Annotated in this window: 10 protein-coding genes; 5 read left to right on the forward strand and 5 right to left on the reverse strand. The window is 30.1% G+C overall.

The features are described from left to right. Positions 1-457: 457 nt before the first annotated feature. A complete protein-coding gene (locus tag CURI_RS14575) occupies positions 458-1150 on the forward strand; it encodes a cyclase family protein (RefSeq protein ID WP_014969014.1) in 693 nt (230 codons plus the stop codon). A 52-nt stretch (positions 1151-1202) separates the two neighbouring features. On the opposite strand, the gene CURI_RS14580 is transcribed toward CURI_RS14575, so the two are convergent. Together CURI_RS14580 and CURI_RS14585 are read right to left on the reverse strand one after the other, a co-directional pair. Next, the gene (locus CURI_RS14580) at positions 1203-2882 is read right to left on the reverse strand and encodes a PucR family transcriptional regulator (RefSeq protein ID WP_014969015.1); all 1680 of its coding nucleotides are present in this window, start codon (positions 2880-2882) and stop codon (positions 1203-1205) included. 130 nt (positions 2883-3012) lie between these two features. Beyond that, entirely contained in the window at positions 3013-3654 is a 642-nt protein-coding gene (locus CURI_RS14585; protein ID WP_014969016.1) for a cyclodeaminase/cyclohydrolase family protein, read from the reverse strand. Positions 3655-4101: 447 nt separating this feature from the next. Here CURI_RS14585 and CURI_RS14590 point away from each other — a divergent pair, with 447 nt between their 5' ends. The 4 genes from CURI_RS14590 to CURI_RS14610 all read left to right on the forward strand — a co-directional run bounded on the left by CURI_RS14590 (position 4102) and on the right by CURI_RS14610 (position 11445). After that, positions 4102-5451 carry a uracil-xanthine permease family protein gene (locus CURI_RS14590; protein WP_014969017.1) on the forward strand — a complete coding sequence of 450 codons (1350 nt, stop codon included), beginning with the start codon at positions 4102-4104 and terminating at the stop codon, positions 5449-5451. A gap of 636 nt (positions 5452-6087) precedes the next feature. Beyond that, complete coding sequence (locus tag CURI_RS14600; protein WP_014969018.1) at positions 6088-7437, forward strand: uracil-xanthine permease family protein; 1350 nt, start codon at positions 6088-6090, stop codon at positions 7435-7437. 497 nt (positions 7438-7934) lie between these two features. After that, positions 7935-8777 (forward strand): formate/nitrite transporter family protein, encoded by an 843-nt coding sequence (locus tag CURI_RS14605; RefSeq protein WP_014969019.1) that lies wholly within the window; start codon positions 7935-7937, stop codon positions 8775-8777. A 664-nt stretch (positions 8778-9441) separates the two neighbouring features. Beyond that, positions 9442-11445, forward strand: a complete 2004-nt coding sequence (locus tag CURI_RS14610; RefSeq protein WP_014969020.1) for a methyl-accepting chemotaxis protein — start codon at positions 9442-9444, stop codon at positions 11443-11445. 63 nt (positions 11446-11508) lie between these two features. On the opposite strand, the gene CURI_RS14615 is transcribed toward CURI_RS14610, so the two are convergent. The 3 genes from CURI_RS14615 to moaC all read right to left on the reverse strand — a co-directional run bounded on the left by CURI_RS14615 (position 11509) and on the right by moaC (position 12982). After that, the gene (locus CURI_RS14615; protein WP_014969021.1) at positions 11509-11955 is read right to left on the reverse strand and encodes an MOSC domain-containing protein; all 447 of its coding nucleotides are present in this window, start codon (positions 11953-11955) and stop codon (positions 11509-11511) included. Beyond that, on the reverse strand, positions 11955-12398 hold the full coding sequence (locus CURI_RS14620; RefSeq protein ID WP_014969022.1) for an MOSC domain-containing protein: 444 nt from the start codon (positions 12396-12398) through the stop codon (positions 11955-11957). Before CURI_RS14620 ends, CURI_RS14615 begins: the two co-directional genes overlap by 1 nt. Positions 12399-12508: 110 nt before the next feature. Then, entirely contained in the window at positions 12509-12982 is a 474-nt protein-coding gene (gene moaC, locus CURI_RS14625) for a cyclic pyranopterin monophosphate synthase MoaC (RefSeq protein ID WP_014969023.1), read from the reverse strand.

Below are 12982 nucleotides of genomic sequence, written 5' to 3' on the forward strand. Positions count from 1 at the left end.
CTTTTATAGTATTATTACAATAATGATTTATAAAGCCTCTTTATATTAGATAATTTACGCGTTTTTTCTACATTTTACTTGGTATACTTTTTTAATTAAATTCACAATAATAAAGATATATTTACAAGCTATGCATCATTTAATAACTAAGGCTTATAATTTCAATTGATTTATTAATATTATACTTCTATAATTAGTTCAATTTATTATCATGCTAAAAGCTTATATTAAGTATAAATTAGTATAAGTATATAGATATATACCATAAATTTATGACTATAGCTTGAGATTTTAACTTATATTATTAGCATTATAACTTAAACATCTATTATAAATCTAGCCTTTTTAGTATTTAAGATTTTAGCTATAATAAATTTGTTAAGTATTAGATATAGTGCTATAATCATATATAGTAATATCTTTAAATTAAAAATATATTTGGAAAGGAGTTTTACTTATGAACTTACGTTTAGTTGACTTAACGCAAGATATTTATGAAGGTATGCCATTATATGGAATACATCAAAAAACATTTATAATGACTAATCAAACTCATGAGCAAAGTAAAGCAGCTACAGGAAGTGACTTAGGGTTTTATGCAAGAAATATCCTTATGAGTGAACACTGTGGAACTCATAGTGATGCTGTTCTTGAGTTTAAAGAAGGTGGCAAAGATATCGTAGATATGCCTATAGAGTATTTCTATGGTAGTGCTATATGCGTAGACTTAACTCATATGAGATATCCAGATTATATAGAAGTAAAAGACTTACAAGAAGCTATTGCTAAATCTGGACAAGAGATAAGAAAAGGTGATATATTCCTTATGTACACTGGTCTATTTAATAGAGAATATCCAGGTGCAGGATATCAAAATCACTACACAGGGGTAAGTTATGAAGCTGCTAAATGGTTAGCTGAACAAGGAGTAGTAAATATAGGAGTAGATGCTCCCGCAATAGATCAAACTCCAGATGACTTAACTTTTGCAGGTCATAAAGTTTGTGGAGAATATGGTATAACTAATACTGAAAACCTTTGCAACTTAGATCAAGTTGTAAATAAAAGATTCTTATACTTTGGTCTTCCTTTAAAAATCCCTGGAGGAACTGGTTCTCCTATACGTGCAGTAGCACTATTAGAAGATTAATTATAGTACTTAAAATAAAAAATACTCATAGAGTAAACTCTATGAGTATTTTTTATTTTCCAAGCAATTGTTTTATTTTCAGTGATATCTCTAGATTTAATCTATCATTAGGATTTTCTAAATCCATATTAGTTATTTCCATAATTCTTTGTACTCTGTAAAGAACAGTATTATAGTGAGTGAACAACTCGTCAGACATCTTTTTTAAATTTCCGTTATTGTCAAAATATGACTGTAGTGTCTTCACAAGTTCAGTAGACTTTTTCTCATCATAGTCTACTAAAGGTTTGATAGTACCATCATAGAATTTTGATAATTCCTCTTCTAGATGGTCTTGTGATAATATTTTAAATATACCTAAGTTTTCAAAGTTAGTCACTAAGTTTTCTTTTAATATCTTTCCAGTTGATATTGCCTTTATAGAGTCTATATAACTGTTTGCGAAATTTTCTAAATAACTATTAACTCTTCCTATTCCAACACTCATATCTATGCTTTTGAATCTTTCATCTATAGATTCTATTTGTTTTGAAAACTCATTTAGTGCACGCTCTATACTTTCATCATCTTTGAATGATAAAAGTATTATTATTAATTCAGTTTTACTTGCTACTACTCCAGTAAGTTCTAGATCTCTTATACTTCTCTCTATATGGTCATGAACTTTAGAAAGGTAAAGCTCTAGAGAATTAACTACTCCATCTAATTTCGTGAAGTTTTTTTCTTCAACATTATCTTTTCCTTTAATCTTTATAGTCACACTTAAAAATTTATCATTTCTATTCAAGTTAAAAAAAGATGCGCGTTCAATAGCCTTTTCTTTTCTTTTACTATCTAGTGATATAAGATCCTCTATGAATTCAGACTTATACCTATTTTCTACTTCTCTTACAGATAATATTTTGAGAACTTCTAATGCTATAGTAGTAGATGCTATTTCTAGTACTGACAGTGCATACCCTCCTAATGGCTTGTTTACCCCCCAAGCAAATATATGTCCAAAAACACTATCTTTAGCTATTACTGGTACTACTATTCTCTTAATATATTTAGAATCTAATAATTCATTACTTTCATCTATCTTTTTCTCACTATACCTGTTAGGATTTTTATAAAAGTTTAATACATTTTCAAAAAGTATATCTTTCTTATCACTTTCAATTAATTCAAATTGAGATATTTCTTTATCCTGAACATCTAATTTAACCAAAACTGGATTTTTTATATTATCACCTATGAGATTAGTTATGTCTTTAATATTTTGACCCTTTAGCATTGCATTCATAAACTGTTCATAGATTTTCTCTATCTTTTTAAGTAAATATGCCTGTCTATTGAATATTTCGTTAAATATAGGGGTCATTATATCAGATAATGGTGTAGCATAATAAATATCTATAACGGGAAAGTTCAAATTTTCCGCTAGCTCCAAAACTTCACTCGGCAGAGTTTCTAAGTAAGGGTGTACTTTTATACCGATTCCAGCTAGTCCTTTCTTAGAAGATTCCTTTATTATATTTTTTTGTTCTTGTAATGTAATTTTTTTAAAGGAGTAACCTGTCATTAATAGCAAATCACCTTCTTCAACCCAACTTATAACATCTGGATCCGCCATAACATTTACACTAGATATAGTATTTTTTATGCCTTTAAATCCCGCTATTATTTTGCAGTTCTTCATACAGTCCATCTTTAATACTTCTTCAATAGTTATGCCGTTTTGTCTACTCATTCCATCACTCCTCTCAGGTATTTTACATACTATATTTATATTATATAGAAAAACATATAAGATTATATACCTTTCCATATAATATAAAAAGAGGGAATTAAAAATCCCCTCTTTGAAATATATTAATAAATTATGCTAATTTACTGAAAACGTCTTTTTCGTGTACTTCTCTTAAAGCTTTAGCTTCTTTTACTAATTCATCACATGTTTTTCTCATTTCGTCGTTGAAAGCTTGATCACTGATGCTTCCTAAGTTTATTAATACGTTATAAACAGCACCTTGTACTCCTGCTGTTCCTATTAATGATGCAACTCCTGCGTCAGTTATAGCATTTTGGTTTCCGTATTTTAAGAATGAATCTATAAGTTTTACTGATTCTAATGCTTTTTGAGCTGCTTCTAGAGGTACTCTAACAGCACCTTTCATAGCATCTTCCATAGCTTGTTTTCTAGCAGCTTTTTCTTCATCAGTTTCTTTTGGTAATTTTAAAGCTTCCATGTAGTCGTTGAAAGCGTTAGTATCTTCGTCAACTATTTCCATTAATCTTTTTCTTAATTCAATAGCTTTTTTAGTTCCCTCTTCTATTTCTGTCTTTTGGCTATCTTCTAAAGCATCAAATGCTTTTCTTCCTATAGATAATCCTCCAACCATTGCAGTTAGAGCAGATCCTAATCCTGCTGCTAAAGCTGATACACTTCCACCACCTGGAGCTGGAGCGTCACTTTCTACTACTTCAACGAAATCATTAACTGTTCTTTCTACTAATAACATTCTGTTTCCTCCTTATATATGTATAATTATTTGTTTATGCTTGTTTATATAGTTACATTTTAATATGTTTTATAGACTATGTCAAGTAAGTCAGTTGTCTATAAATCCTAATAATTTCAGTACTATATTATTTATAATACTCAGATAAAATCTGTTATTGGTTATATTGTTGGGTATAACTAAATATATAATAAGTATAAATATTTGTCATTTATAAAAGAACTGTACCATAATTTGTATAGTAGTTTTTTAGCATAAAAAGCATTGACAGGAATAAAGTATATAGTATACAATTTACCTAGGATAACGTTTTCCAATTAATATTTCATATTATTTGCTCAATTAAATTAAGAAGCCTTAAATATTTCTATCAATTTAAATTTGTTTTTAAATACGAGATATAAATTTTCGTATTTAAGTAATAATATTATTAAGGAGGTAGATTCTATGAAAGAATGTCAAAATTTACAGGGTAATTCTTCAGAGCTTATTTGTAGGCTTGATGAAAAGCCACCTTTAGGTATGTCTATTTTATTAGCTTTTCAGCATATTGTAACTGCATTCGGTGGTATAGTTGCAGTTCCCTTAGTAGTATCAAGTGCGTTAGGTCTTCCTGTTGAAGGTGTTGCATTTATGGTTAGTGCTACTATATTCGTATCTGGTATAACTACTTTTATTCAGGCAAAAAAAATTGGTCCTGTTGGTAGTGGTTTGCCTTGCGTTATGGGAACTGACTTTACTTTTGTTGCTCCATCATTAGTTGTAGGAGTAAATATGGGATTGGGACTTCCTGGTATATTTGGTGCAACTATATTGGGATCATTTAGTGAAATGATACTAAGTAGATTTATTAAACCACTAATGAGGTTTTTTCCTCCTATAGTAACTGGTACAGTTGTTACCCTTATAGGGACTACTTTACTTCCTGTAGCTATGGACTGGGCTGCTGGTGGTGCTCACTTAGCTGGAACACCTGAATATGGTAGTCTAAGAAACGTGATTATATCAGTTACTGTACTATTAATCATAGTTTTCTTAAATAGATATGGAAAAGGTATTCTGGGAAGTGCTTCAGTTTTAATAGGTATAGTTATTGGATATTTAATATGTTTGCCTTTAAATATGCTTGATTTACAAGCTGTTGCTGATGCTCGTTGGTTCTCACTTCCTCAGATATTTAAATACGGGGTAGAATTTAATATAGCAGCATTGATTGCATTCATACCTGCATACTTAGTTACTACTATAGAAACTGTAGGGGTTTTAATTGCTGTAGGTGAAGCCTGTGAGTCAGAATCATCTAATAAGCAAGTTGCTGATGGAGTGTTAGCCGATGGAGTTGGTAGCTTTATAGCCGGTTTCTTTGGAGCTGGTCCTAATACATCCTTTAGTCAAAACGTTGGACTTATTCCACTGACTAGAGTTGCCAGCAGACATGTGGTTATAGTAGCTGGTATTATACTAGCTATACTCGGTATTTTCCCTAAACTTGCCACTCTTATAGCTATAATGCCTAATCCTGTACTTGGTGGGGCTGGAATAGTTATGTTTGGTGTAGTAGCTGCTTCAGGTATTAAAACATTAGGTAATATAAGATTAAATAATCGTAATCTTATTATAATAGCTGTATCACTAGGAATCGGTCTTGGTATTACTTTCAGACCTGACTATTTCGCTCAACTACCGGGAATATTAAAAACTATATTCTCATCTGGTATTAGTGCTGGTACTGTAGTTGCTCTTCTTTTAAATATACTTTTAAAAGAAGAAAAGACTGATAAGCCTAACTTGGTGTAAAAGAAGTCAATTTTTCACGAGACATATGATATTGTTTGCATCTTTATCTTTATTCAAGGTTTAATAAGTTTTAGTCTAATAAAAATACCACCAGTTTATCTGGTGGTATTTTTATATCTCTATAATAACATTTTTACTAGCATTGAATTTGAAGGTACGTTTCTGCTTTACTAATCTCACTAAAGCTTTTTGGTGATTTAAAATAAATTTTGATATTTTTCTTAAACTATATCGCATCAGATATTCAAAAGGTAGCTTTTGTCTATTTTGAATTTTTATCATTAATAGAACTATCAAAAATGTTCTATATTTAAGCTTACCATCTTCAAAGTAACATTTTGAAGTTTTTTCTTTACTTCTATAAATCAAAGTCACTTATAACTTACATATCATAAAATTAGTATCTTCCATTTCTAAGGTATCCTTTTGTATACTATATGACAAAAAAGTGCCTAATTGCCGAAAAGATATTTAATAGATATTATTACAGTATAGGGTAGTTATACTGTAATTTATCACATTTCTCGCTATAATGTTACAGTGAGAGAAATGTTGATAGTAATGAAGTGCATGTTATACAATAAGATCTTAATATGTCGCATAATATTACGTATTTATTTTAAGGAGGTCGTTTATATGAAAGAATGTCAAGATTCACAAGCTAATTCATCAGAACTTATATGTAAACTCGATGAAAAGCCGCCTTTAGGTATGTCTATTTTATTAGCCTTTCAGCATATCGTTACTGCATTCGGTGGTATAGTTGCAGTTCCTTTAGTAGTATCAAGTGCGTTAGGTCTTCCTGTTGAAGGTGTTGCATTTATGGTTAGTGCTACTATATTTGTATCAGGTATAACTACTTTTATTCAAGCAAAAAAGATTGGTCCTATTGGTAGTGGTCTGCCTTGCATCATGGGAACTGACTTTACTTTTGTTGCTCCATCATTAGTTGTAGGAGTAAATATGGGATTGGGGCTTCCTGGTATATTTGGTGCAACTATACTAGGATCATTTAGTGAAATGATACTAAGTAGATTTATTAAACCACTAATGAGGTTTTTCCCTCCTATAGTAACCGGTACAGTTGTTACCCTTATAGGAACTACTTTACTTCCTGTTGCTATGGACTGGGCTGCTGGAGGATCTCATCTAGCTGGAACACCAGAGTATGGTAGTTTAAGAAATGTACTTATATCAGTTACTGTACTATTAATCATAGTTTTCTTAAATAGATATGGAAAAGGTATTGTAGGAAGTGCTTCAGTTTTAATAGGTATAGTTATTGGATATTTAATATGTTTGCCTTTAAATATGCTTGATTTACAAGCTGTTGCTGATGCTCGTTGGTTCTCACTTCCTCAGATATTTAAATACGGGGTAGAATTTAATATAGCAGCATTGATTGCATTCATACCTGCATACTTAGTTACTACTATAGAAACTGTAGGGGTTTTAATTGCTGTAGGTGAATCCTGTGAATCAGAGTCATCTAATAAGCAAGTTGCTGATGGAGTGTTAGCTGACGGAGTTGGTAGCTTTATAGCTGGATTCTTTGGAGCTGGTCCTAATACATCATTTAGCCAAAACGTTGGGCTTATTCCACTGACTAGAGTTGCCAGCAGACATGTAGTTATAATTGCTGGTATTATATTAGCCATACTTGGTATCTTTCCTAAACTTGCTACCCTTATAGCTATAATGCCTAATCCTGTACTAGGTGGAGCAGGAATAGTTATGTTTGGTATAGTTGCAGCTTCAGGTATTAAAACATTAGGTAATGTAAGATTAAATAATCGTAATCTTATTATAATAGCTGTATCACTAGGAATCGGTCTTGGTATTACTTTCAGACCTGACTATTTCGCTCAACTACCGGAAATATTAAAAACTATATTCTCATCTGGTATTAGTGCTGGTACTGTAGTTGCTCTTCTTTTAAATATACTTTTAAAGGAAGAAAAAACTGATAAACCTAGCTTAGTGTAAAATAAATCCCCTTTCTTTACGAGCTATATAATATTGTTTGAATACTTTATTTTATTCAAAGTTAAATAAATTTTTAGGATAAAAAATACCACCAGACTATCTGGTGGTATTTTTTATAGCCTTATAAAGACATTGTTACAAGCATTGCATCTGAAGATGAATTTTTACTTTACTAATCACAGTAAAAGCTTTTTAGTATCTTAAAGAAGTTTTGATATTTACCTAAAGTTATATATCATCCTATATTGGATAAGAATAAATAAAGTAAAGAATATCCTGAAAAGTAAAAGTTGATTATTAATGATATATTGTATACAAAAAGGGTATAAAGTAAATGCAAATAATTATAAATAGAATTAAACTAGAAGGTAGATTGCACATCTTAAATAATAGCATGATCTTTTATATCTTGTGACTTACTATAGTAGTATAATATCTTGAAATATATTGATATAACTTTAATATGAATGAAAAATATTTAAGAAAGGTAGTTTTATATGTTTGATAAAACATCTAGTAGCACATCTACATCATTTAGACGTGGAAATAAAAGTATCTACGGGGAAACTGTTGACAAGGTATCTACAGCTGCAAAGATAAAAAGTAGAAAGATAAACTATAGCAAAGGAAGATTTGTAGCTTTATCAATGTTTGGAGGAGTTTTTGTAGGATTTGGAGTTATGTTGGCTAGTGCTATAGGAGGATATCTAGATAGAGTAAATCCTAGTTTGGGTATAATTGGAGCAGGTCTTGTATTTGGAGTAGGTCTAAGTTTTGTTTTCATGGCAGGAGGTGAGTTATCTACATCAAATAGCTTAATAGTAACAATAGGTTTCTTAGATAAAAGAATTACTTTAAAGGATTCGTTAAGAATATTTGTATATAGTTTTATAGGAAACTTTGCAGGATCATTAATTTTTGCCATACTTTTAGCTACATCTGGAATTATAAAAGGGCCAGTCGCAGAACAGGTATTAAAAGTTTCTTCAGTTAAAATGACAACACCTTTCCTTCAACTGATTATGAGAGGAATTATTTGTAATATAATTATATGTTCTACAGCATGGTCTATAAATAGGATAAGTGATAATATTTCTAGAATCGTAATGGGATTTTGGTGTTCATTTGCATTCGTTGCATCAGGTCTTGAAAACAGTGTGGCTAATATGACATTACTACCAACAGCTTTAATGGTAATACGAGATGTCGACATAAGTATTCAAGGACTAGTGCGTAATATATTATATTCAACTATAGGAAATTTTATAGGTGGATCAATATTTGTGGGACTTCCTTACTGGTATATAGCAAGTAGAAAAAATATTTATAACAAAAACTAAATTATTACATTATACTAGTAAAGTTTACTAATACAAAAAACTCTAGCAATTATGTTAACCTATCATTGGTATGAGAATAGCATATACTAGGGTTGTTCAAGTATTCAGAAAGTTTAAGGAATTTTTTTGGTAACTTATGTAGTCATTGATTACCTGTACCATGGAGTTATTCCAAAATATACTAGGTCTCGTAAAAATGTCATTATTCAATTTTATCTGATAGTGAAATTATAACAACTATCACTAGTATTGTAAGTTTGATATATCCCTACTTCATAAAGTCTTCAAAGATATATCCGTGTATGGTAAATGTCCATCTAAGAAAGAAACTTATTTTAATTCTAAAGTTTATGTGTTTTCAACTTTAGACGGATATATTAAGCTAAATAAAGTTAAGGTAAAGTCTCTATGCAGCTTAATAACAACATTGAGAACTAAAATTTTAGGTCATAATTTTGCTACTTTATTAACAAATATTTAAATAAGAGTATCAATCTAGTAAATAGCATATATATGTATATGGGTTCCAAATTCTTAAGAATAGTCCAACTTTATGTATGACTATATTTTTCTTATAGATAATTAATTTTAACTATTGCAACAGCTTAATTTATCTTATGACTACTTTTTTATAGTTTCTAAAAAATATTTGAGGAGGGTCTATATGAAGTTCCGCTCGAAAATAGTTATACCTATATCTATCTTATTTTTATTATGTACATCTATTTTAGGTTCTATCACTTATTTAAAATCAGCTTCCGCTCTTGAAAATCAAATTATAGAACAATCCAAAACTGAACTAAATACAATACAATCTATAATGGATAATCAAAGTGATGTGGTTAATATAGTTAAACAAGAAATATCAAAATCATATTTACCTGTAGCTAATAGTGTGGCACAACTAATAAGTAAAGATAGTAACTTATTAACTACTGAGAATATGATTAAGTTAACTAAAGACTTAGGAATCGATGAAATACATGTTATAGATGATAATGGCATTGTAAGATACGGTAGTGTTCCGTCGAGCTATAATTTCGATTTTAGTACTACAGAACAAACCAAACCATTTTTAGATATTATAAATGATAAAGTAAGTTTCTTAATACAAGATCCCCAGTCTCGAGGTGAAGATGGTGCTTTGTTTCAATACATAGGTGTAAAAAGATTAGATTCACCAGGAATAGTTCAATTAGGAATTACTACTAACACACTTCAAAAATTGAATTCTACGCTAAATATAGCTCATTCTATAGAAAATATAAATGTAGGAGAAGGAAGCTCTATTTATATGATAGACAAAAAAGGAAATATAGTTACTCATACAGATAAAGAAGTTAAGAGCTCTGATTACAGTAATGAAGAGTTTTTAAAACAAATGCTGGAAAAGAAAAATGGACAAATAAAATATAACTATAATGGTGTAAAAAACATAGCTATATATAAAAGTATTGATGATAATATACTAGTTTTTGCTCAATCCCTAACAGACCTTAATAGTTTGCAAAACTCTATACTTACTAACTTTATCATCATTATGATCATATGTTTAATTATCTCGGCAATTGTTGTTCATCTCATTATAACTAACTTTGCATTGAATCCTATAAATGAAGTTATGTACTCCATGCACAGGTTAGAAATGGGTGATCTTAACGTCGAGATATCTATCAATTCTGAAGACGAATTTGGACTTTTAGCTAGAACGTTCAATAATATGACCTCCAATATAAAAAATCTAGTTTCTCAAATAAATGTATTATCCACCAATCTCCAAAATTCTTTTGAAAACATGAATAACAATGCTAAGGGCATAGAGTATTCTAGTGAAGAGGTTGCTAAAACTATACAAGAAATAGCTATAGGCGCCAATCAGCAAGCCGAAGATAGTAATAACGCTTTAAACTTAACTAATCTCCTTTCTCATCAAGTTGAAAACATGACCAACAACTTAGATATTGTAATGGAAAGCACGCAGAATATGAAAGAAAAAAATGTGGTTGGGAGAAATGCGTTAATAGAACTTAAGGAGAAGCTAGAAGAAAATATATCTTCTACTATAAATGTATCTGACAGTATTTCCAGTCTTTCTGAAAAATCTAATTTAATAGAATCTATTATAGAGTCAATAAAAAATATATCTAATCAAATAAATTTACTTGCTTTAAATGCAGCCATAGAAGCTGCTAGAGCTGGTGAACATGGACGAGGATTTAATGTAGTAGCTGAAGAAGTAAAAAAACTAGCAGAAGAGTCAAATAAGTCTACCGAGGAAATTCAAAATATTATAGATGAAATTCAACAAGTTATTGAAGCAACTAATATAAATATGAATATATCTAAAGATACTGTTAGCAATGCCAACTTATCATTGGATAAAACAAATGAAGTTTTTAATGACTTAGGATTATCTGTTGAAAATGTTATCCAGCAAGTTGATATTTTAGGTCAAGAAGTTATTAATGTTAATAGTGCTAAAAAAAATGTTCTTTCTTCCATAGAAAATATATCATCATTAACTGAAGAGTCTGCTGCTTCTATACAAGAGATAAGCGCTTCTACCGAAGAACAAACTGCATCTATACAAGAAGTAGCAGTAAATATAGATCATCTAAATAAAATATCCTACGAATTAGATAACTTAGTAAAAACATTTAAATTTTAAGTAAATAAGACTCTGTATATCTAATTGTTTTAAAATTAGATATACAGAGTCTTTAATTGAATACTATTTTAATACTGTAACTGAGTCATTAACTTTTATTTTTCCACTTTGGATAACTTTAGCAAATATAGCTCCTTCTTTTAGTGGACATATACTTTGCGCTTTCACTAAGTCACACTCTGCAAAGCATCTCTTTCCCAATGATTTTATTTCTACAATACTCTCTCCTATTTTTACTTTCATCCCTATCTTTAGATCCTCTAAGCTTATATCATCTAGCAATATATTTTCCTTAAACCTTTTTGTGCAGATTCCCCTATTACTATAACTTTCTTCTATATCTCTTCTATCTTTAGATAAAAGTATAACTAACTGTTTATTACTATTCCCTGTTCCAGAGTGACAGTCTCCAACCATACCAAAGTCTTCTTTTAAGAATGCTATTTCCACGAGCTCTCTAGGTTTTCCCTTTTCTTCACATATATATATTCTGGATAACCTTCCTAGCATTATTCTATTTCCTCTATGATATCTCCTACTTTAACTTTTCCGCCTTTTAAAACTTTAGTAAATATACCTTCTTTAGGCATTACGCATTTACCTACTTTTTGAGCTATAGCACAGCCTGTATGACATTCCTTGCCTATTTGAGTTACTTCTTGAATTGTATCTCCTATTTTTAACTTGGTTCCAACAGGTAGCTCATAAAGAACTATACCTTCAGTAGTAATATTCTCTGCAAAAGAACCATATTCTAAATCTTCTACTCCCATTGCCTTCATTTTATCAATACTCTCTACACCAAGTAGGCTAACTTGTCTATGCCATTTACCTGCATGAGCATCATCTTCTAAACCAAAGTCTTCTAAAAAATTACCCTCAGTTATTGGAGTTTTTATAACACCTTTTGTCTCACTTATATTAATCTCTAGCACTTTTCCTCTTATAGCCATATAATCACCGCCATTTTTATTAGTCTTTCATTCATCATAAATACTTATTAGTTTAAATTAAATATCTTTTTATATAGAAAGTCATTTACTCTAATATAGTAAATACTGTTTTATTCTTGTCTTATATATTCACCTGATTTTCCACCAGTTTTTTTAATAAGTCTTATATCACCTATTACCATATCTTTATCTATAGCCTTACACATATCGTATATAGTAAGAGCTGCCATGGATACTGCAGTCAGTGCTTCCATTTCTACTCCAGTTTTTCCTATAGTCTTTACTTCCGACTCTATTTCTATAGCATCATCTAGTATATTAAACCTTATATCTGAACCAGATATAAATATATTATGACACATAGGTATAAGATCACTAGTTTTTTTAGACCCCATGATTCCACCTACTTGAGCTACTGAAAGAACGTCTCCTTTTTTTATAAGACCTTCTTTAATCATGTTTACAGTTTCAGTCTTCATCTTAATTATACCTCTAGCAATAGCAACTCTCTTGGTATCATCTTTTTCACTTACTTCTACCATATGTGCCCTTCCGCTCTCATTAAAGTGAGTAAATCCCATCAT

It is taken from the genome of Gottschalkia acidurici 9a, assembly GCF_000299355.1.
Lineage (GTDB): Bacteria > Bacillota > Clostridia > Tissierellales > Gottschalkiaceae > Gottschalkia > Gottschalkia acidurici.

What these genes read in the sequence shown, in the direction of transcription:
- CURI_RS14590 (WP_014969017.1), top strand. Translation starts at nt 4,102, where the DNA reads ATGAAAGAATGTCAAAATTTACAGGGTAATTCTTCAGAGCTTATTTGT.
- CURI_RS14610 (WP_014969020.1), top strand. Translation starts at nt 9,442, where the DNA reads ATGAAGTTCCGCTCGAAAATAGTTATACCTATATCTATCTTATTTTTA.
- CURI_RS14620 (WP_014969022.1), bottom strand. Translation starts at nt 12,398, where the DNA reads ATGGCTATAAGAGGAAAAGTGCTAGAGATTAATATAAGTGAGACAAAA.
- CURI_RS14605 (WP_014969019.1), top strand. Translation starts at nt 7,935, where the DNA reads ATGTTTGATAAAACATCTAGTAGCACATCTACATCATTTAGACGTGGA.
- CURI_RS14575 (WP_014969014.1), top strand. Translation starts at nt 458, where the DNA reads ATGAACTTACGTTTAGTTGACTTAACGCAAGATATTTATGAAGGTATG.
- CURI_RS14580 (WP_014969015.1), bottom strand. Translation starts at nt 2,882, where the DNA reads ATGAGTAGACAAAACGGCATAACTATTGAAGAAGTATTAAAGATGGAC.
- moaC (WP_014969023.1), bottom strand. Translation starts at nt 12,982, where the DNA reads ATGATGGGATTTACTCACTTTAATGAGAGCGGAAGGGCACATATGGTA.
- CURI_RS14585 (WP_014969016.1), bottom strand. Translation starts at nt 3,654, where the DNA reads ATGTTATTAGTAGAAAGAACAGTTAATGATTTCGTTGAAGTAGTAGAA.
- CURI_RS14615 (WP_014969021.1), bottom strand. Translation starts at nt 11,955, where the DNA reads ATGCTAGGAAGGTTATCCAGAATATATATATGTGAAGAAAAGGGAAAA.
- CURI_RS14600 (WP_014969018.1), top strand. Translation starts at nt 6,088, where the DNA reads ATGAAAGAATGTCAAGATTCACAAGCTAATTCATCAGAACTTATATGT.